The 19,374-nt window shown below is 59.9% G+C and carries 17 protein-coding genes; 8 read left to right on the forward strand and 9 right to left on the reverse strand.

Going from position 1 to position 19,374, the window contains the following annotated elements:
* Positions 1 to 23: 23 nt before the first annotated feature.
* Positions 24 to 437 carry a VOC family protein gene (locus ACSPX5_RS06110; protein WP_439821174.1) on the forward strand — a complete coding sequence of 138 codons (414 nt, stop codon included), beginning with the start codon at positions 24 to 26 and terminating at the stop codon, positions 435 to 437.
* Here ACSPX5_RS06110 and ACSPX5_RS06115 read toward each other — a convergent pair.
* Positions 434 to 1,054, reverse strand: a complete 621-nt coding sequence (locus ACSPX5_RS06115) for a LysE family translocator (protein ID WP_207866058.1) — start codon at positions 1,052 to 1,054, stop codon at positions 434 to 436. The genes ACSPX5_RS06110 and ACSPX5_RS06115 overlap by 4 nt on opposite strands.
* Before the next feature lie 272 nt (positions 1,055 to 1,326).
* Between ACSPX5_RS06115 and ACSPX5_RS06120 the strand changes: the two genes are divergently transcribed.
* Both ACSPX5_RS06120 and ACSPX5_RS06125 read left to right on the forward strand, forming a co-directional pair.
* Entirely contained in the window at positions 1,327 to 1,932 is a 606-nt protein-coding gene (locus tag ACSPX5_RS06120) for a biliverdin-producing heme oxygenase (RefSeq protein WP_439821175.1), read from the forward strand.
* Entirely contained in the window at positions 1,929 to 4,166 is a 2,238-nt protein-coding gene (locus tag ACSPX5_RS06125) for an ATP-binding protein (RefSeq protein ID WP_439821176.1), read from the forward strand. Before ACSPX5_RS06120 ends, ACSPX5_RS06125 begins: the two co-directional genes overlap by 4 nt.
* On the opposite strand, the gene ACSPX5_RS06130 is transcribed toward ACSPX5_RS06125, so the two are convergent.
* Positions 4,144 to 4,929, reverse strand: coding sequence for a type 1 glutamine amidotransferase domain-containing protein (locus ACSPX5_RS06130; RefSeq protein ID WP_439821177.1), 786 nt, complete (start codon positions 4,927 to 4,929; stop codon positions 4,144 to 4,146). The genes ACSPX5_RS06125 and ACSPX5_RS06130 overlap by 23 nt on opposite strands.
* 144 nt (positions 4,930 to 5,073) lie before the next feature.
* Here ACSPX5_RS06130 and ACSPX5_RS06135 point away from each other — a divergent pair, with 144 nt between their 5' ends.
* Positions 5,074 to 5,661, forward strand: coding sequence for a LysE family translocator (locus ACSPX5_RS06135; RefSeq protein WP_169429885.1), 588 nt, complete (start codon positions 5,074 to 5,076; stop codon positions 5,659 to 5,661).
* A gap of 56 nt (positions 5,662 to 5,717) precedes the next feature.
* Here ACSPX5_RS06135 and ACSPX5_RS06140 read toward each other — a convergent pair whose 3' ends face one another.
* From ACSPX5_RS06140 to ACSPX5_RS06155, 4 genes are all read right to left on the reverse strand, one after another.
* Positions 5,718 to 9,383, reverse strand: a complete 3,666-nt coding sequence (locus ACSPX5_RS06140; RefSeq protein WP_439821178.1) for a hypothetical protein — start codon at positions 9,381 to 9,383, stop codon at positions 5,718 to 5,720.
* Positions 9,384 to 9,939: 556 nt separating this feature from the next.
* Complete coding sequence (locus ACSPX5_RS06145) at positions 9,940 to 10,773, reverse strand: helix-turn-helix domain-containing protein (protein WP_439821179.1); 834 nt, start codon at positions 10,771 to 10,773, stop codon at positions 9,940 to 9,942.
* Between the two features lie 64 nt (positions 10,774 to 10,837).
* On the reverse strand, positions 10,838 to 11,260 hold the full coding sequence (locus tag ACSPX5_RS06150; protein ID WP_439821180.1) for a hypothetical protein: 423 nt from the start codon (positions 11,258 to 11,260) through the stop codon (positions 10,838 to 10,840).
* 117 nt (positions 11,261 to 11,377) lie between these two features.
* Positions 11,378 to 11,881: a VOC family protein gene (locus tag ACSPX5_RS06155; protein ID WP_323160968.1), complete on the reverse strand. Its 504-nt coding sequence runs from the start codon at positions 11,879 to 11,881 to the stop codon at positions 11,378 to 11,380.
* A 263-nt stretch (positions 11,882 to 12,144) separates the two neighbouring features.
* On the opposite strand from ACSPX5_RS06155, the gene ACSPX5_RS06160 reads away from it, so the two are divergent.
* Together ACSPX5_RS06160 and ACSPX5_RS06165 are read left to right on the forward strand one after the other, a co-directional pair.
* A complete protein-coding gene (locus tag ACSPX5_RS06160) occupies positions 12,145 to 12,393 on the forward strand; it encodes a transmembrane sensor/regulator PpyR (protein ID WP_323160969.1) in 249 nt (82 codons plus the stop codon).
* A gap of 1 nt (position 12,394) precedes the next feature.
* Complete coding sequence (locus ACSPX5_RS06165) at positions 12,395 to 13,549, forward strand: NnrS family protein (protein ID WP_439821181.1); 1,155 nt, start codon at positions 12,395 to 12,397, stop codon at positions 13,547 to 13,549.
* 4 nt (positions 13,550 to 13,553) lie between these two features.
* On the opposite strand, the gene ACSPX5_RS06170 is transcribed toward ACSPX5_RS06165, so the two are convergent.
* The 3 genes from ACSPX5_RS06170 to ACSPX5_RS06180 form a co-directional block, all read right to left on the reverse strand.
* The gene (locus ACSPX5_RS06170; RefSeq protein ID WP_439821182.1) at positions 13,554 to 14,225 is read right to left on the reverse strand and encodes a class I SAM-dependent methyltransferase; all 672 of its coding nucleotides are present in this window, start codon (positions 14,223 to 14,225) and stop codon (positions 13,554 to 13,556) included.
* Positions 14,226 to 14,262: 37 nt separating this feature from the next.
* Positions 14,263 to 15,411, reverse strand: coding sequence for a GGDEF domain-containing protein (locus ACSPX5_RS06175; RefSeq protein ID WP_323160972.1), 1,149 nt, complete (start codon positions 15,409 to 15,411; stop codon positions 14,263 to 14,265).
* 256 nt (positions 15,412 to 15,667) lie between these two features.
* Positions 15,668 to 16,498, reverse strand: a complete 831-nt coding sequence (locus ACSPX5_RS06180) for an alpha/beta fold hydrolase (protein ID WP_439821183.1) — start codon at positions 16,496 to 16,498, stop codon at positions 15,668 to 15,670.
* Positions 16,499 to 16,738: 240 nt separating this feature from the next.
* Here ACSPX5_RS06180 and ACSPX5_RS06185 point away from each other — a divergent pair, with 240 nt between their 5' ends.
* Positions 16,739 to 17,194, forward strand: coding sequence for a (2Fe-2S)-binding protein (locus ACSPX5_RS06185; RefSeq protein ID WP_007956954.1), 456 nt, complete (start codon positions 16,739 to 16,741; stop codon positions 17,192 to 17,194).
* 17 nt (positions 17,195 to 17,211) lie between these two features.
* Positions 17,212 to 19,374 (forward strand): molybdopterin cofactor-binding domain-containing protein, encoded by a 2,163-nt coding sequence (locus ACSPX5_RS06190; protein ID WP_439821184.1) that lies wholly within the window; start codon positions 17,212 to 17,214, stop codon positions 19,372 to 19,374.

Consider the following 19,374-nt stretch of genomic DNA (forward strand, 5'->3'; position numbering starts at 1 on the left):
GCTACAACTCGGGAAATAAAGGTATGCCACCGTTCACGATTCACCACATCGATCACATCGTGCTGCGCGTCGCCGATCTGCAACGCAGCATTGATTTCTACGACCGGGTCTTCGGCGCCGAAGTGGTCAAGCGCAACGAAAAGTTCGGTCTGGTGCACCTGCGCGCCGGTACGTCGATGATCGATCTGGTCGACCTCGAAGGGGAAATCGGCCGCAAGGGCGGCGCCGCGGCCGGCAGCGAGCGGCGCAATGTCGATCATTTCTGCCTGCGCATCGAGCCTTTCGATGAAGAGGCTTTGATCAGTCATTTGCAATCCTGCGGCCTGACCGTCGACAAGGCCGCCACTCGTTTTGGCGCCGAGGGCAACGGCCCGTCGTTGTATTGCTTGGACCCGGACGGCAATCAGGTCGAACTCAAAGGTCCGTCCGAAGCCTAGGCCCGTTTGGCCATCAGCAACACCGAAGCCGCCGCCGAGAGCAGCCCCGCGCAGCAACGGTTGAAAATCCGTTTGCCGCGCGGCTCGGCGAACCAGCGGCGCATGTGCAGGCCCATGTAGGCGTAGGCGCTGATGGCGATCCATTCCAGCAACAGGAAAAGCACCCCCAGCAGCATGAACTGCGGGGTGATGGCGCGGTTCGGGTCGACGAATTGCGGCAGGAATGCGGTGAAGATCAGGATTGCCTTGGGATTGCCTGCGGCCACCAGAAACTCCTGACGCGCCAGGGCCAGAAGTCCGTTCGCCGGCGCTGCAACGGCATCTTCGGCGGCCGGATTGGCCCGCCACAGCTGCCACGCCAGATACAACAGATACCCCGCGCCGACAATCTTGATTCCATAAAACAGCAACTCGGACGTTTGCAGCACCACCGCCAGCCCCGCCGCCGCGAGGGCGATCATCCCGGCGAACGCCAGCAATCGGCCGACCCCGGCCACGCAGGCGCGACGATAGCCGTAACGGGTGGCGTTGCTGACCGACAGCAGGTTGTTCGGGCCGGGCGCCATGTTCAAGGCAAAACAGGCGGGCAGAAACAGGGAAAGGGTGGCGAGATCCATGGCGCGGGCTCCGGTGGCGGGACGGCTATTTTTATCATGCTGGCGGCAGGCCGGAACCGTACAGTCAGGCTGCGGAGTCACGGTACAGCGATTTTCGGGCGTAATCCGTTCGAACTTTCCGCCGCCCTGTCAACTCTGAAACCGTCACAGGGTGATGAATCCGCCAGAAAAAACCATCTGCCGGGTCAGAAAGGACAATTGCCGTGTAAGATTTCGCGCCAAGCTTTTCCATCACCCATGGCCCCAGGCGGCCCACAGTACGAGCGACCTACATGCAAGCAAAGGCCCGCGAGGTTCATGTACCACCTGTGTTGCAGGATCTGCGCGCCGGCACCGCCGAACTGCACATTGCATTGGAAAAACGCCTTCCTTTCTTCTCCGACACCCTTGATCTGCAGGCTTTCGAGCGACTGATTCGCGCCTATTACGGCTTCTATCAGCCACTGGAAAACGCATTGCAGGACAGCGGCGCGATCCCCGCCGATTTCGATCTGGTCTCGCGCCTCAAGACCCCGACCCTGCAACGCGATCTGCAGGCGTTGGGCGCAAATGCCGGGGACTTTTCGCTCTGCTGTCAGTTGCCCGCCATCGACTCCGCTGCTGCGTGCCTGGGCGTGCTGTACGTGCTGGAAGGCGCGACCCTCGGCGGGCAGATCCTGCGCCGGGAAATCGCCGCGCGACTGGGCTTGGGCGCGGACAACGGCGCAGCGTTTCTGGACATTTACGGCGCTGCCACCGGCCGGCGCTGGCGCGATTTCATCGAATACCTGGGCAGCCGCCCGATGCACGCCGACGAGCGCGAAATCGTCGTGACGGCCGCCCACACCACATTCAGCTGTTTCGAGCGCTGGCTCGAAAGCCAGGAGGTTCTGGTATGACCCCGCAAGACAAAGAAGCCTTTGAAGAGTTGCTGGCCAACTGCGCCGACGAGCCGATCCGCTTTCCCGGCGCGATCCAGCCCCACGGTTTGCTGCTGACCTTGAGCGAGCCGGACCTTTCGATCATCCAGATCAGTGCCAACGTCGAAACGTTGCTCGCCCGTCCGGCGCAAGAGCTGATCGGCCAGCCACTGCAAAGCCTGATCGGAGGCGCCCACGCTGCACAGGTTCGCGAGGCCTTGCAACAGCCGGCCTTGTCCGACGCGCCACCGCTGCACTTTCGTCTCAACGGCACCGCGTTCGAAGGCTTGCTGCACCGGCATCAGGATGTGCTGATTCTGGAACTGGAAATCCACGTCGAGAACTTCCAGCCCCGCAACGTCGCCGGCACCGAAACCCACTTGGGGCGGATGCTCGCGCGCCTGCAGAAGGCCAAGAGCCTGCAGGCGCTGTACGACATCAGCGTCAAGGAAATCCAGGCCATGACCGGTTACGACCGGGTGCTGATCTATCGCTTCGAAGAGGAGGGCCACGGTCAGGTCATCGCCGAAGCGTCCGATCCGTCGATGGAAGTCTTCAACGGTTTGTTTTTCCCGGCTTCCGACATTCCCGAGCAGGCCCGCGAGCTGTACCGCACCAACTGGCTGCGGATCATCCCGAATGCCGATTACCAGCCGGTGCCACTGGTGCCCAAGCTGCGCCCGGACACCCAGACCCCGCTGGACCTGAGCTTCGCGACGTTGCGCAGCGTGTCGCCGATCCACTGCCAGTACATGAAGAACATGGGCGTGCTGTCCTCGATGAGCATTTCTCTTCTCAAGGGCGACCGGCTCTGGGGGCTGATCAGTTGCGGCAACCGTCAGCCGCTGCACGTGCCGCACGAGTTGCGCACCGCATGCCAGACCATCGGCCAGGTGCTGTCGCTGCAGATCAGCGCGATGGAAGCGCTGGAAGTCAGCCGCCAACGGGAGGAAAAGGTCGAGGCGCTGGCGTTGCTCAATCAGGCAATGATCGATTCGCCACAGAACGTCTTCGATGGCCTGGCCAATCAGCCGCAGGTCCTGATGGCGCTGGCCAATGCCGGTGGCATCGCGATCATCGAAGACAAGCAATTGCACCGTTACGGCAATTGCCCGGAGCCGGAAGAGATTCGCGCTTTGCACAAATGGTTGCAGGAGCGCGGCGAGCCGGTGTTTGCCAGTCATCATCTGGCCAGCGTCTATCCGCCGGCCGCGCACTATCAGCAAGTTGCCAGCGGCGTGCTCGCCATGAGCCTGCCAAAACCCGTGGACAACGGCGTGCTGTGGTTCCGCCCCGAAGTCAAAGAGAACATCAACTGGAGTGGCGACCCGCGCAAGCCGCTGGATCTGGAGAACTCCGACGCCGGCCTGCGCCTGCGGCCGCGTACTTCGTTCGAAATCTGGAAGGTCGAAATGGCCGGAATCTCCACCAAGTGGAGCCACGGCGACCTGTTCGCCGCCAACGACTTGCGTCGTTCGGCCCTGGAAAACGACCTGGCCCGTCAGGTGCGCCGCGAGCAGGAAGCAGTGCGTGCCCGCGATGAGCTGGTGGCCGTGGTGTCCCACGACCTGCGCAACCCGATGACCGTTATTTCGATGCTGTGCGGCATGATGCAAAAGGCTTTCAGCTCCGACGGCCCGCACACTTCGCGGCGCATCTCCACTGCCATCGACACCATGCAGCAAGCCGCAGGACGCATGAACACGCTGCTGGAGGATTTGCTCGATACCTCGAAAATCGACGCCGGGCGCTACACCATCGCGCCGCAGAAACTCGATGTCGCGCAGATGTTCGAAGAGGCGCAGTCACTGCTCGCGCCGCTGGCGCTGGACAAGGACATCAGCATCTCGTTCGAGGCCGATCCGGATCTGAGTATTCATGCCGACCCCGAACGGCTGTTCCAGGTGCTGTCGAATCTGGTGGGCAATGCGATCAAGTTCACGCCGCGTCTGGGCACGGTCGACGTGTATGCCAAGTCGGTAGGTGATGAGATCGTCTTCACGGTACGCGACAGCGGCGAAGGCATTCCCAAGGATCACTTGCCGCACGTGTTCGACCGTTACTGGACGGTGAAGGAGGGAAATCCGACCGGCACCGGGCTGGGGCTGTACATCACGCAGGGCATCGTCGAGGCCCATGGCGGGCAGATCGTGGCCGAGAGCGAGCCGGGGCAGGGCAGCGAGTTCCGCTTCACCGTGCCACGTCTGGACTGAGTACCGGTTCGCGTCGGGTGGCCTGCAGCAGGGTCACCCATTCGCCGGCGAATCGATGGCAGTCGCCGGGCCAGCGGGCCGTGAGCAGGTTGCCGTCGCGCACCACAAAACCGATTTGCGAGTTCTCTGCCTTGTCGCGTTTGGCAATGAATGGCCCGCGTATGAAATCGGCCTTGCTGGCCAGTGCGGTTTTCACTTCTGCCTCGACTGTCTGTCTGTAGGTGCGGTAGTAGCGCCCCAGCCACGCGGCGGTCATCAGCCACGCCGGCAGCTCCATGGTTGCCGCCAGCAATGCTGTGACCTTGCGCCCGAACAACACCGAACGCCCGGTGTCGGGATCAAGCGTGCGGGCCAGCAACAGCACGCCATGACACACCGCCGCCACGGGTTTTTCGGCTTTGAAAAATTGCAGGGCGATCTGTTGGGCCTGCTTGGATTCCAGCAATGTGCGCATGCCTTCGGCATGACCGCCGGGAATCAGCAAACCGTCAAATCGGTTCGTGTCGACATCGGCATACGCCAGCGGCTGCTTGAACGCATCGGACTCGATCATCTGCTTGTAGCTGTCCAGATCGGCCTTGCGTGTCATCAGCATCGAATTCAGCAGGCCGAAACCGATGTTCACCAACCGTGGATCGGCGTGGGCGGGCAAGCCTTGCGGGGTGGCAAAACGTACGTCGATGCCCGCGTCGCGCATTGCCTGCCACGGCACGCTGCTTTCGGTAGGGTCGTAATCGGCGCAGGGCAGCAGAATCAGAATCATGGAGGGCGACTTCCTGGTCGAGAGTGGTCACTGAGGTAGAGCGTAGTGGGTCTGCAGGCGCGAGGGTAATTTCGTTCAATACCCAAGGGCAGGGCGCTGGTTACCGTGAGCGCCTTGTTCCTCTCGATTTGAAGCAGGTGTGCGATGAGTCTGATTGTGTCGATGGCGGCGTTTGCCCTGGCCGCGTCCATTACCCCGGGGCCGGTGAATATCGTGGCGTTGAGCTCCGGCGCGCAGTTCGGCTTTCGCGCCAGTCAGCGGCACGTGGCCGGAGCGACGCTGGGGTTTGTGCTGTTGCTGGTGTTGATGGGGCTGGGGCTGCACGAAGTGCTGACGCTGTGGCCGTCGCTGACCCGTGTGGTGCAACTGGCCGGGGTGGCGTTTCTGCTGTTCATGGCCTGGAAACTGGCCACCGATAACGGTCAGCTGAATACGGGAGAGTCGGGCAGGGCGCCGTCGATGCTCTACGGCGCAGTGATGCAGTGGCTCAACCCCAAGGCCTGGCTGGCCTGTGTGGCGGGCATGGGCGCGTTTGTCGCCGATGGCGAGGCGCGGCTGGTCTGGCAATTTGCGGCGGTGTATCTGGTGATCTGTTATCTGTCGGTGGGGTGCTGGGTGTATGTCGGGACGTTCTTGCGTGGGTACCTGGGCAACCCGACAGGGATGCGGTTGTTCAACCGGGTAATGGCGGCGTTGCTGGTGATGAGTGCTGTGTATCTGTTGCTGCCCTGACCCGTACCCCGGCGAACGGGGTACGGGCGCGTTGGAATCCATTCAATCGAGCGTCATCAGAATATGCCGTTAAGCTCCCGGAATACATGGGGCGGCATCGGCGTGAATCTGTTATTGCGCAGTTGGCTGATCGAGTACAACGCACTGGCGGTGCGACCGTTGCCATCCCCAAAGCCCTGGAAACCGACGACTGCCGCGAGCAGGTGTTTGTCAAAGTGCTGATGGTTTACGTCCAGATGCTTCAAATGCTGCTCCAGCAAGGCGAAGCCGGTCGGGCTGCTTCCATATTTGGTCGGGGCCCCCGCATCGCGCACTCGGCCAACGGCATCCGGTACAAGTTTGCGATGGATTTCCCTGATCACATTCGGATCGGTCAAGGAGGCCTTGTTGCTGGTGTATTCGCGCAGCACGCCAAGAATATTGTCGAAGTCATTGCCGCTGGAGGTCGAGCCGTTCAACATCCACGCGGTCGCTCTTTGTGATGGATCGGTATAGCCCAGGCGATTGAAGAGGGCTTCCGGCATCACGTCGCTGTAGGGCGCCCTGCCCAGATCCAGTTTCAGTATGTCCTGCTGATAGCCCTGCATGTACCGGGCTTTTTTGCTTTCAAGCTCATAAAGGACAGCCAGTGTTTCGGTGTAACTTTGTGCCGTGCCGTGTACGTTGTTGAACGGGACCGGATGGCCCTTTATGAATGCTTGTGTCAGTTCATCCAGTGCCTGTCGCCCGATCAGAGACTCCAGATTGCCTGCCTGTTTTGATTGAAACGCTGTTTCCTTGACCGCGTTATTCACCAGATGCCGCCATTCTGTTTCGGCCACATTGCCGGGTAATTTGAAGTGTTTGTCGCTCAAGTGCGAGACAACCTGTTGGACGGTCTCCATAGTGTCGTTTTTCAGCAGTGCTCGCCCGTGGGACAGTGTGTCCAAGGACATCCGCACTTGGGCAGCCGAGCCTGTGTGATCGATGGCCTTGATCAGGTCGTAGGTGTTGGCACCCGTCAGATAGCGCAGATGCTGATGGGTCTTGCGCAGGGCAGTGGCGGTGTGACCGCCGAGTTTCGAAATGCCTCGGCCGATCAGTTTTCCGCCGCCCTTGATCAAATCGGGGAGCCCGCTCAAAGGGTTGAACAGACTCAATGTCGTGCTCGCAAGCACTCGAGATCCGGCAAGCAGTCGGGTGGTCAGGGACGAGGCTTTGCTGGCGCTCAGTGCGACCCCCGCGGGCAAGGCTGCAAAGGTCATCAGCAGTACTGCGGCGTCCACGATGCAGTCGAGAATGGCCGGGCCTTGCTTTTTGGGGTCCCCCGAGGAAAGTCCCTCAACACAACTCTTGAATGGAATGATCATGTTGAGAATGACTTGGAAAATGGCATCGGTCTTTTCAATCGCTCGTTCCCGGTCACTTTGATGCAGGCCCAGCCGATGTATTTCGCTTTGTGTTAAATGTGGGTTTTTTTCGGCCACGAGCCTGCCGAGGGCCTCTTTGCGTGGCGAACGCAGGAGTGTCGTCGGAGCGTCCGCATCCGCATCTCCGGTGGGCGTGCGCAACTGACCGATCTTGCGCAGGTACAGCCGGGATTGGATGCCATTTCTCGGTGCCACATTCTGCAGATAGGCCTGGAGGTCAACGGGGACTTTTTCCAGTTTCTTCTTATTGGCGAATTGTGTGTCGAGATTGAAGTAGTCGCCTGATACGAGAGGTGCCAGGAACGCCTCGAGTTCAGGATTTTCACGACACTCCATCCGCATGGGAAACAACTCAAAGCACGCAATTTTGTTTTGCAGGTACTGGGCACAGAGAATGACGCCGTAACGCCCGGTTTCTCCGGGCAACTCTGCTGCGGGAATGGTGACCCCCGGACGAGCGGACGGAGACTCTGGTCGATAGTCTATTTTCTGCACGCTGTATATACCGATGGCTCCATATTCAATCTCGGGTACAAGTCGGGAAGAAAGTTGCGAAAGTGCAAACTCGATATTGCTCGCCAGTGCGCCGGTGATGTTGTCGAAGTAGGTCTGGACGGCAGGGTCGTAAAGTTCGGAAACAGGGAACAGATATTCCAGATCGGGAAATGACTCATAGATACTCTGACCTCTGACACGATCCCAGTCACGTGTGTGGAGTTCATCGCCCATATACAGATCAAGTACGGAAACCCTGCGTCCGCCACCGCCGCCACTGCCCCGGTGCTTGACCAACTGCTCATCCGGATCGCAGTCGGGAAACCGGGCTTTCAATTCGTTCAGCGCCAGTTGTTTGCGGTCAGGGAGAGGGCTGCTCAGGGCCTTGATGGCACTCAGCATCTTGTCCGTGTAGCGGGCATATTCATCGCAGGCATGCGTGATGGCCGCTTCGTTTACGGTATTGTCGCTGTCGCGGGCGATGACCCCGTTCATCAGTGCCCAGGTCACCACCGGATCGACCGAGAAGGGAGCCTGCATCGCTGCCAGTTGCGGCATCGCCTTGACGGACTGGCCAAACCCCATCAAATGTTGATAGGTCATGTCGCGGGTGCAGCCCGGAATCAGCGACTCGACCAGATGGAGCGTCTGACAGCCAACCACCCAGGCCGGTGTTCCCAGGCGCATCTCGCTCGGCCAGTGCGCAAACTGATATTCGGGAGCCATGCCGCCCAGAACCCATTGTGCGACCAAGGGGGCAAGCTGCCTATTCAATTGCAGCGCTTCGATCAGGTGCTTTTCCAGTCGCGTTCGCACCTGGGCTGGATGCAGGTGCAGAAACTCCTTGGCATAAAGATCGAAGCCGGCGAAGTGGGTGGATGCGATATCCAGTTCCGGATCCAGGTCCAGCAGCATGGCGGCAATCAGCAATTGCTCGATGAGCGCCGTCGGTGGAGGTGTTCCCGAGTCGGGAAACCAGCCCAGTGCATTGATGTACTCTCGAGCCTCGGCAGAAGCCCAGACAGCAATGTCCGTCAGTCGCTGCAAACGGTAGTTCTGGCTGGTTTTCAGGTTGTCCGACGAAGTGTTTTCCAGCAACAGGTGGTTGCCGAAGTCCGCGACCAGGGACATTTCCCCGCCCGTGTAGCGTTCGGTGACTTGCCCGATGATGGCACGGCTATTTTCATCGAGCCTGTAAGGGGAGTCGGCAGGAGCGTCCAGCACTTGCCAGTAATTTGCATGTCGGGGGGCGTCAGGCAGTCGGGAGAAACGCAACAGATCGAGCAGTAAACGAGTTTCTTCTTCGCCGGCGGGAATGTGCAGCTGTTGGAAGCGCAACCATTGGCCAATGAGCAGGGTTCCCCCCGTCGTTATCCAGCCTCCACACAGGCTGGCGATACGGGCCAGCGCGGCCAGATCTTCGCTGAAACCCGCCAGGCCGGTGACGTCCGCGGTAATGTCCCGAGGCGACACATAGGGTGTAGCAGGCTCGTTTGCGTTGCCGACGAGATTTGGAAAGGAAAAATAAAGACGGCCTGTTTCGTCTACCAGAAAGATGGCGTGTGCGGGAATCGAGCGCCGTTCGCGAATCTCGGAAAAACCGGCGCGCCGAAGCAGAATCGACAAGGAAACACTGGCGCTTCGATGGGCCCTGGAAAACAGAGAACCTTCCACCATGGGGGCCTGGATACGATCCCAATCCCAGGCAAGTTGCTCTACAGCGTATGGACTTTCAATAAAGTGAGTGAGAGTGTCGATAATGCTCTGCTTTTGTTGTTCATCTAAATCGGCGTCAAGTTTTGAAATGTCTGTTTGCATTGAATAAGTTCGGCTTTGTAAGTGTTAATGGGCAGGTGCCGAGATTAAGCGAATGATCAAAAAAGTGTTGTTGAAGTTGTGTATGGAAGTGTTTTTTGAATGAGGGGGCGTGTGAGGGTTGAAGTAAATCTATTCTGGATGTCGTAAATATGCTGATGGTTGGTGATGTTTGGGTGGGGGCTGGATTCTCTTGTTTCATATTGTTTGAAACATGATTGATGTTACGCAACGGTATTCGAGAGGAGATCGCTCACCGGTTGTTAGCGGCAAGATGCTCCATGCCGTGATGAATCGTACAGGCACAACGCGTTTAGACTTCAAGTCAGCCTGCTCTTCATTTCGTGTTGGAGCACACTCGGGCGTTTCGTTAATTACCGCTAAATTTATCTTTCGGACGTACGACTCTAAGGAGGAGCTTCTTGAGATGCGGCTGTTCGATGAGTCCCCTGCAGGTCCCCATGATTTGTTCTTTTCGGGGCGAGATGTCACAAGGCTGAAGTCGAACTGATCAAGTCAGGTGATGTGGCCGCAAGTTTGATACCCGATACCTTCAGATTCAACCCCGATACTGCCCCGGCGTCACCGCCAGATGCTGCTTGAACGCCCGCTGAAAATGCGCCTGATCGGCAAACCCCGCCTCCAGCGCCACATCCGCAATCAACTGCCCGCGCCTCAGTCGCTCGCGGGCAAACTGAATGCGCTGGTTGACCAAAAACGCATGGGGCGTCATGCCGAAGTGTTGTTTGAAGGCGCGGATCAGGTAGGACGGTGACAGCTCGGCAGCGGCGCAGATGTCGTCGAGGCTGAGCAAGTCGGTGCAGTGTTGGCGGATGAAGTCGGCGGCGCGTTCGAGTTTGAAGTTTGGTTCGCGCAACGGTTGTTCGATGGGGTTCAGGCGCAGTTGCAGATCGGTGAAAAATTCCACCGCTGCGCTATGTTTGCGCAGCACGTCTTGCTGATCGTCGACCAATACCGCGTACAACGCATTCAAGTCGCGAAACAGGCGAGCGTCATTCAAATGGGTATCGGAAAACCGCCGAAACTCAAGTTCTACACTGAAATCCAACTGATGCTGCAAGTCCGTCAGCCACGGCGTTTCCACATACAGCATAAGATACGACCACGGCAGATCATCGATCGGGTTGCACGCGTGTACGTCCCCCGGATTCATCAGCACCACGGTGCCGGCTGCCACTTCGAACGTTGATTGCTCATGCACATAGGTGCTACGCCCGGCGGTGATTGCCCCGATGGAAAAATGCGCGTGTGAATGTCGGGAATAACAGACCTCGCGCCCATCGGCGATGGCCCGGGCCTCGATGAAGGGCAGGGCGTCGTCGCGCCAGAAGCGCGGGGCTTGTTCAGGGTTTTTGGCGGCAGTGTGTTTCATTGTTGAGGTTCCCGGCAGTCGGGCTTGAGTTTAGCGAGTGCTGACTGCCGTTAGCCAGTCAGCGCTATTTCGTGAATCGCAGCTCATCGATGTACACACTATCACCGGGGACTGCGATCTGAACCTTTGTAAACGGACGTTGGATGGTGTACCCGAATGACTTCTCGCCAGCACCATGCGCAGGTTCATTGAACTCGACGATCTTTGAACCATCCTGCGCAAAAAAACGCACAGTCATTCCTTTTGCGGCGTTTGAAAACCAAAAGCTCAAGCTGATTCGCAGCTCGTCCAGGTCAATGTCCACTATACCTGTGCGAATGATCAAGACTTGTCCGTTAACATGCGTACCGCCTGCTTTCTTAATGGACATCGGGACTGTAGACGCCGGCAGAAGGTGAAAGCGTACCCCGTTGCTGGTGAAAGTCTGTCCGGGAGCAAAATCCTGTGAGGTCTGATCTTCGAAATCCACTGTAATGAGGTTGTTCATGACGGTATACCTTCAAATGGAGGAATAACCAGTGTCAAACAACGACAGAACAATGACACCTGTCAGATCTGACAGGTGACAAAGATTCCCGATGCACGGTTGACTGAATCCGGAGGCTCAACTCTGGCCGGCAAAGGCTCGCTCCAGTTCGGCGATGTCGAGTTTTTTCATTCCGAACATGGCCTGCATCGCCCGTTGGGCCTTGGTCTGGTCGGGGTCGGTCATCATGTGCATGAACGCCACCGGCACGATCTGCCACGACACGCCGAACTTGTCCTTGAGCCAGCCGCATTGCTGCGCTTCCACCGGCCCGCCGGCCGACAGGTTGCCCCAGAAATGGTCGATCTCTTCCTGGTTCTGGCAATTGACCTGAAACGAAATCGCCTCGTTGAATTTGAACACCGGCCCGCCATTGAGACCGGTGAAGGTCTGGCCGTCGAGTTCGAAGCTGACGGTCATTACCGAGCCTTCCGGGCGACCGTGGAATTCCTGGCCAACCTTGCTGTAATGGGTGAGGGCGGTGATTTTCGAGTGATCGAAGATCGAGCAGTAAAACTTCGCCGCCGCTTCGGCCTGATCGTCGAACCACAGGCACGGAGTCAGCTTTTGAAAGCGTTGCATGGCAGTCATCCTCGGCAGGTTGGATACGCTGGATTAATAGCGTAGTCAGTCTGTGATCAGCAGGCGGTGCCGTGGATCGAGTGGTTGGCTGTTGTGAGGATCGAGTGTAGTCGTATTGACTTTTATGGGTGTAAAAAAGACTCTTTTATATTTATGTCAAATTGACTCGTATTTTCGCAACTGGCTGATATTGCTGGGCTAAAAATCTGGCGCGCAAGTTGAATTGCCTTACGTACAAACTGATCCGCTCAGGAGTACGAAACATGTTCACTCTCTTCGAGAGTCCTCTGAACGTTCTGTATCTGTCGAGCAAAGTGCTCGTCGCCGGCCTGGTCATGTTGCTGGCCGGGATCTACGGCGCTTATTTGTATCAGGGCCACATGCCCATTGCGTTGCTGGTAGCGATGCACGCCATGACCATTGTCGGTCCGACGCTGATCAAGATCGGCTATGTGATGCGCCTGCTTTCACAATACCGGTTGGGCCAGTCCCCGGCAGGGGCGGTGGCCTGAGATGCGCAGACTCGCAACCGCACCTGTGTTCAGCCTGGGCTTTCGGCTGCTGTTTCTGGCCGGCGCCGGATTTGCGGCTCTGGCGATTCTGATTTGGGGTTTGTGGCTTTACGGCCACTGGTTCGACCTGCAACCGGCGGGCGGCATGCTCGCTTGGCATCGGCATGAAATGCCGTTCGGTTTCGCGGTGGCGATCGTTGCCGGGTTTCTGCTGACGGCGGTGCCCAACTGGACCGGGATTCCAGGCGTGCGCGGCGGGGCGCTGATTGCGTTGGTTTCGGTCTGGCTGCTCGGACGTATGGCGTGGTGGTTGCCGTTGCCCGTTGCATTGATCCTCGCGCTGCAATGGGCATTTCTGCCCCTGCTGGCGGTGGTGCTGGCACGGGATCTGATCGCTGCGGGCAAACGCGACAATTACCCGATCGTGCTGGTACTCGGGTTGATGGCGGGTTGTCAGGCGCTGACTCTGATCGGCATCTTCAGGGACGACGCCGGTTTGCAGCGTCAAGGCGTACTGGGTGCTTTGTGGCTGATGGCGGCGCTGATGACCGTGATCGGCGGGCGGGTGATTCCGTTCTTCATCCAGCGTGGCTTGAACCGTCCACCGGCACCGAGCGCCCATCCGTTACCCACACGGCTGCTGTTGATCGGCAGTCTGCTGACGGCGATCACGTTTGCGGCGAGTCTTGACGATTCGCCCCGGCCGTGGCTGGCAGCGCTGTTCGTGCTCACCGGCAGTTTGCAGATACTGCGGCTGATCCGCTGGCATGATCGCGGGGTGTGGCGGGTGCCGCTGCTCTGGTCGCTGTACCTGGCTTACAGCTGGATGGTGCTGGCGATCTGGGCCATGGCGGCTTGGCATCTGGGGCTGCTCGGCCAGCAAAGCCTGGCAACTCATGCGCTGGCGGTTGGCGGCGTGGGCGGATTGATTCTGGCGATGATTGCGCGGGTCAGCCTCGGTCACACCGGGCGGCTGTTGCAGCCACCGAAGGCCGTGGTGCTGGGTTTTGCGCTGGTATTGATCGCGGCGGGCTGCCGGGTGTTGCTGGTGCCGTTTTCCAGTCTTGGGCTGGGGTTGTCCGTGGTGCTCTGGTGCGCGGGGTTCGCGCTGTTTTTGCGGCATTACACCGGGATCCTGCTCAAACCGAGGCTGTAGTTTTTTATCCGCGACGCTCTGCAATCATCAACAACGACTGCGGCACGGGACTTTGCGGATGTTGCGGCTCCCGCAGGCTGGTCAACTGAAACCCGGCCATGTCCAGCGCATTCAGCCAGCTGGACAAGGTGCGGAAATACCATGGCATCGGCTGCCACTGCCCCTTGAAGCCGTCGAAGGTTTCCTCGCGCCAGCCATCCTGATAATCACCTGCGGCCACCGACCACGGGTGCAGCGTCTGGATGACCAGCGCACCGCCGGGCACGAGCAGGGCATTCAGGGCGGCAAGCAGCGGGATGATGTCCTGATGCAGCAGGGAAAAATTGGCGCAGATAATGTCGTAGCCGTGGCCGATGTCGACCTTCGCCTCCGCCAGATCTTCATAGCTGGCGACGTGCACAGGAGACGATCCCGCCGCTTGTGCCGCCTCGACCAGCGTGGCATCGCCGTCCACTCCGACCACTTCGATCCCGCGCTCTGCCAGCGCCCGCAACAGCCAGCCTTCGCCGCACCCCAGATCGAGCACACGTTCAGGTTGGCGCCCCATCAACGCCAGCAGAATCGCCTGATCGGTGACTTGCCGGCGGCTCTCGATGGCGCCGCTGCGGATGGCTTCGGTCCAGGCCCGGGCATTGTGGTGCCAGCTCTGGAGGAGGGTGGATTCAGGCGAGGACATGGCGAACTCCGAGGATGCGGGTGCAGGCAAGGATAGGTCAGGTGCAGTCGACCAGACGAATCCGGTTGCGTCCGCCGCGCTTGGATTCGTAGAGCGCGCTGTCGCCCTGTTCGATCAATGCCGCGAGGCTGGTCGGTGGCTGGTCGAACACCTTGGCGCCAATGCTCAAGGTAACGGCTTCAGGGGTGATGTAGGCCTGCGAAGTCAGCGCCTGAAACTGCTCACGCAGCTCACTGCCCAGCACCATGATCTGTTCGTGGGAAGCATCGCCCAGCAACATGACGAATTCATCACCGCCAAGTCTTGCCGCCAGCGCGCCCTGAGGCAGCTGCGAGCGGATCATTTCGCTGAGCGAGATCAGCAGGCGGTCACCGGCGGTGTGGCCATACAAGTCGTTGATCAGTTTGAAGTTGTCGATGTCGATCAGCAGCAGGGCGCCGGGGCGGGCGCTGGAGACTTCCCCGAGCAGGCGCGGTGCGCTGACTTCGAGGGCGCGGCGGTTGTACAGCGCGGTCAGCGGATCCCGGGCGGCCAGTTCGGCGATCTGTTTCTCCCGGCGGTAGCGCTCGGTGCCGGTCATCGACAGCGCAATCAGCATGATTGCCATCGCGCCTTCGACCAGAGAGATCTGAATGATCTCGCCGCGCAGCGACGCCAGATCGATCAGCGTGCCCGGAATCACCGCGATGATCGCCTTGGTGAAATAGAACACGCCGTGGATCAACAGCACATAACGCAGTTGCACGGCACCGATGCTCAGCGACTTGCCGTGCGGACGCAGCAACAGACTGGCTCGCACCATCAACAAGGCCACCAGCAGCGAGTTGGCCACCAGCATGATCTTCGACCACGAGGGATCTTCCGGTAACAGCAGCAACGCCAGCCACACGAGGAACATCAAGTACCAGGCTCGCGATAGCGACCGCTGGGTAAACCGCGCGACGCCCAGCAGGAACAGCCAGTGCGCAACGACCAGCAAGCCGTTGGCGAACCAGATGCCAATCAATGGATAACCGTTGGCGCGCAGCAGGGCCAGGCTCGAACCGACGGTGATGGTGGCGAAACCGGCGCTCCAGAACAGCAACGAGGATTCGCGGATGCTGCGCCATTCGACCGCCAGGTAAAGGGCGGCCGCCGCTGCCAGTGCGGTGGAAATGGTCAACATCGTAAGGGGGTCGAGCGCCATGAAGGGAGTGGTCTGTCTGAATGGTGGTAATGGGCCACGATTGTAAGCGTTCCCCCATGGCGCTGCTATTTCACTCACCGGATATTCCATTTTGCGGGAGGTGTGCCATGGATCGACTGACTGGCGGTTGCTTGTGCGGCGCGTCGTGGCTGCCGGCCTTTCCATTGGCCAGACATTACGTGCGTGACCGCGAGGGAACGGAACGAACCGAAGCATAGCCGGGGTCAGGCCTGGTGCCTGACCCCGGCCAATAGGGTCAGCCGCGAATGAAGGCCAGCAGATCCGCGTTGATCGTTGGCGCCTCGGTAGTCGGCATGCCGTGGGGGAAGCCCGGATAAATCTTCAGCGTGCTGTTCTTCAGCAGTTTCGCCGAGAGCACACCGGAGTCTTCATACGGCACGATCTGGTCGTCATCGCCGTGCATCACCAGCACCGGAATCGAAATGTCTTTCAGGTCTTCGGTGAAGTCGGTCTGCGAGAACGCGACGATACCGTCATAGTGAGCCTTGGCGCCGCCCATCATGCCCTGGCGCCACCAGTTGAGCACGACGGGTTCCGAAGGCTTGGCGCCCGGCCGGTTGTAGCCATAGAACGGACCGGCCGGCACGTCGTGATAGAACTGCGCACGATTGGCTGCCAATTGCGCCTGAAGATCGTCGAACACCGACTTCGGCAGACCACCCGGATTGCTCTCGGTTTTCACCATCAGCGGCGGCACGGCGCTGATGATTGCGGCTTTGGAGACCCGATCCTCGCCATGCCGGGCGATGTAATGGATGACTTCGCCGCCACCGGTGGAGTGGCCGACGTGCACGGCTTTCTGTGTCCCCAGATGATTGACCACTGCCGCCACGTCGTCGGCGTAGTGATCCATGTCGTGGCCGTCCCAGACCTGGCTCGAACGCCCGTGACCCCGTCGGTCGTGGGCCACCACGCGAAAGCCTTGTGCAAGGAAGAACAGCATCTGCGCATCCCAGTCGTCCGAGCTCAGTGGCCAGCCGTGATGGAAGTGGATTACCGGGGCGTCTTTCGGGCCCCAGTCCTTGTAGAAGATTTCGACGCCGTCTTTCGTTGTGACATAGCCCATGTTCGCGACTCCTGGAAAATGTGAAAAGGCACGTCTTGCGGTGATAGCCGGAATCAACTGTAGGAGCAAAGTCGGCACTTTGGTCGATGAATTCCCGAACGGAGCGGCATGACCGGTGGTCGCGGCGGCTGGTCGTCGGGGCAAAATGCGCTTAGCTGAAAGGGATAAGCCGAGGCGTGCACGGCATCGAATGCTGTCGCAATGCCCCTTCAGAACACCGTGAGTCTGAGGAAATCCCCGATGCTGACCTTGAACATCAATGGCAAGGATCAGGAGCTCGATGTCCCCGCGGACATGCCGTTGCTCTGGGTCCTGCGCGATGTCGCGCACCTGACCGGCACCAAGTTCGGCTGCGGCATGGCCCAGTGCGGTGCCTGCACCGTGCATGTCGATGGCGCGCCGCTGCGATCCTGCATCACGCCGGCCACGGCTGTCGCCCATGGCCAGAAAATCCTGACCATCGAAGGCCTGTCGAGCGACGGTTCGCACCCGGTGCAACAGGCCTGGGCAGAGCTGGACGTGGTGCAGTGCGGCTACTGTCAGTCCGGACAGATCATGTCCGCCGCCGCATTGCTGGCGAAAATCCCCAAACCCACCGACAGCGACATCGATCAGGCGCTCTCCGGCAACATCTGCCGCTGCGGCACCTATCCAAGAATCCGCGCGGCGGTCAAACGTGCTGCCGACATCGGTTAAGCGAGGGGAGGTGAGTGATGAACAGTCCTGTATCCCGTCGCGGATTTCTCAAGGGCAGCGCCGTACTTGGCGGTGGTCTCGTCGTGGCGTTCGTGGTGCCCGGTGGCAACCGCTTTGCCACGGCGGCGGAAAATGAAGGCAAAGTGTTTGCGCCGAACGCGTTCCTGCGCATTGCGCCGGACAACAGCGTCACCGTGCTGCTCGGCCATTCGGAAATGGGCCAGGGCATCTGGACCGGGCTGACCATGCTGATTGCCGAGGAACTGGACGCCGACTGGTCGAAGATCCGCGTCGAGCACTCGCCGGCCTCGGCTGCCGACTACGGCATGCCGGCGTTTGGCGGGATGCAGATCACCGGGGGTTCGACCTCGACCTGGATGGAGTTCGACCGTTACCGGCTTGCGGGCGCTACGGCACGGCAGATGTTGATCGAAGCGGCTGCCAAGCGTTTCAACGTGGCACCCTCGACGATCCGCACTGAGTCCGGCGTGGTGATTGCCGGCGACAATCGCGCCACTTATGGCGAACTGGCGGACGCCGCCGGACAGCTGCCGGTGCCGGATCCGAAGTCGATCACCTTTAAAGAAGCGAAGGACTGGAAAGTCATCGGCAAACCCACCAAGCGCCTCGACACCCCGGAGAAAATCACCGGCCGCGCCAAGTTCGGCATGGACGTGCAGTTCGATGGATTGATGACCGCCATGGTCGCCCGGGCGCCGGTATTCGGCGCCAGCGTCAAATCCTTCGAAGGCGCCCAGGCGCTGGCCGTTCCCGGTGTGCACAAAGTGGTGCAGGTGCCCACTGGCGTGGCGGTAATTGCCGATCATTACTGGGCGGCGAAGCTCGGTCGTGATGCATTGAAAGTCGATTGGGATCTGGGGCCGCACGCCGATCTGAGCAGCGAAAAGCTGCTGGAGAGTTTTCGCAAAATCGCGGCCACACCAGGCATTTCCGCCAGTAAGGCCGGGGATGCCAAAGGCAGCTTTGGTAAAGCGGCGAAGAAAATCGATGTCGAGTACAGCGTGCCGTACCTGGCTCATGCGCCGATGGAGCCGCTGAACTGCACGGTGAAAATCAGCGCCGAAAAATGCGAGATCTGGACCGGCACCCAGTTTCAGACGCTGGACCAAATGATCGCCGGCAAGATCACCGGGCTGAAACCGGAGCAGGTGGAAATCCACACCGAATTCCTCGGCGGTGGTTTCGGCCGGCGGGCCAACCCGACTTCCGACTTTGTGGCCGAAGCGGTGCAAGTCGCGAAGGCTGCCGCGATGCCGGTGAAAACCGTGTGGTCGCGGGAGGATGACATTCGCGGCGGGTATTACCGTTCGATGTTTCTGCATCAGGCGCGAATCGGTCTCGGTGTCGATGGTTTGCCGCTGGCCTGGCAGCATGCGCTGGTGGGCCAGTCGATCATGGCCGGCACCATGCTGGAAAAAACCATGGTCAAGAACGGCGTCGATCAAACCTCGGTCGAGGGCGTGGCGGACAGTCCATACATCCAGGGGCTGGCGGACCATCAGGTCGATCTGCATTCGCCGGCCACCGGGATCAACGTGCTGTGGCTGCGCTCGGTGGGTCATAGCCACACCGCGTTTGTCATGGAATCGCTGATCGATGAAATGGCCACAGCGGCGGGCAAGGATCCGGTGGAGTACCGACGAACGCTGCTCAAGGAGCATGCCCGGCATCTCGGCGTGCTGAACCTGGCGGTGGAGAAGGCCAACTGGAAAGCCCCGCTGCCGGACGGACACGCATTGGGTGTGGCGGTGCACGAATCGTTCGGCAGCTACGTGGCGCAAGTCGCCGAGGTATCCCAGGACAATCTGAAGATCCGCGTGCACCGCGTGGTCTGCGCTGTGGATTGCGGGATTGCGGTCAACCCGCAGAGCATCGCGGCGCAGATGGAGTCGTGCATCACCTTCGGCCTGAGCATGGCGCTGCACAGCAAGCTGACGCTCAAGGACGGTCAGGTCGTGCAGTCCAACTATCACGACTATCAAGTGTTGCGGCTCAACGAAATGCCGGTGGTCGAGGTGCACATCGTGCCGAGCACCGACAAACCAGGCGGCATCGGCGAGGCCGGTGTGCCGCCCACGGCGCCGGCGGTGGCCAACGCGCTGTTCGCCCTGACCGGGCAGCGCCTGCGGGAACTGCCGCTGCAACTGTCGGGGGTGTGA

Origin of the sequence: Pseudomonas sp. HLG18 (assembly GCF_051903985.1) — a bacterium.
Lineage (GTDB): Bacteria > Pseudomonadota > Gammaproteobacteria > Pseudomonadales > Pseudomonadaceae > Aquipseudomonas > Aquipseudomonas fluorescens_BT.

Coding starts and splice junctions, on each gene's coding strand:
- ACSPX5_RS06170 (WP_439821182.1), bottom strand. CDS start 14,225: ATGTCCTCGCCTGAATCCACCCTCCTCCAGAGCTGGCACCACAATGCC.
- ACSPX5_RS06165 (WP_439821181.1), top strand. CDS start 12,395: ATGCGCAGACTCGCAACCGCACCTGTGTTCAGCCTGGGCTTTCGGCTG.
- ACSPX5_RS06180 (WP_439821183.1), bottom strand. CDS start 16,498: ATGGGCTATGTCACAACGAAAGACGGCGTCGAAATCTTCTACAAGGAC.
- ACSPX5_RS06155 (WP_323160968.1), bottom strand. CDS start 11,881: ATGCAACGCTTTCAAAAGCTGACTCCGTGCCTGTGGTTCGACGATCAG.
- ACSPX5_RS06140 (WP_439821178.1), bottom strand. CDS start 9,383: ATGCAAACAGACATTTCAAAACTTGACGCCGATTTAGATGAACAACAA.
- ACSPX5_RS06175 (WP_323160972.1), bottom strand. CDS start 15,411: ATGGCGCTCGACCCCCTTACGATGTTGACCATTTCCACCGCACTGGCA.
- ACSPX5_RS06135 (WP_169429885.1), top strand. CDS start 5,074: ATGAGTCTGATTGTGTCGATGGCGGCGTTTGCCCTGGCCGCGTCCATT.
- ACSPX5_RS06130 (WP_439821177.1), bottom strand. CDS start 4,929: ATGATTCTGATTCTGCTGCCCTGCGCCGATTACGACCCTACCGAAAGC.
- ACSPX5_RS06185 (WP_007956954.1), top strand. CDS start 16,739: ATGCTGACCTTGAACATCAATGGCAAGGATCAGGAGCTCGATGTCCCC.
- ACSPX5_RS06145 (WP_439821179.1), bottom strand. CDS start 10,773: ATGAAACACACTGCCGCCAAAAACCCTGAACAAGCCCCGCGCTTCTGG.
- ACSPX5_RS06190 (WP_439821184.1), top strand. CDS start 17,212: ATGAACAGTCCTGTATCCCGTCGCGGATTTCTCAAGGGCAGCGCCGTA.
- ACSPX5_RS06115 (WP_207866058.1), bottom strand. CDS start 1,054: ATGGATCTCGCCACCCTTTCCCTGTTTCTGCCCGCCTGTTTTGCCTTG.
- ACSPX5_RS06150 (WP_439821180.1), bottom strand. CDS start 11,260: ATGAACAACCTCATTACAGTGGATTTCGAAGATCAGACCTCACAGGAT.
- ACSPX5_RS06125 (WP_439821176.1), top strand. CDS start 1,929: ATGACCCCGCAAGACAAAGAAGCCTTTGAAGAGTTGCTGGCCAACTGC.
- ACSPX5_RS06160 (WP_323160969.1), top strand. CDS start 12,145: ATGTTCACTCTCTTCGAGAGTCCTCTGAACGTTCTGTATCTGTCGAGC.
- ACSPX5_RS06120 (WP_439821175.1), top strand. CDS start 1,327: ATGCAAGCAAAGGCCCGCGAGGTTCATGTACCACCTGTGTTGCAGGAT.
- ACSPX5_RS06110 (WP_439821174.1), top strand. CDS start 24: ATGCCACCGTTCACGATTCACCACATCGATCACATCGTGCTGCGCGTC.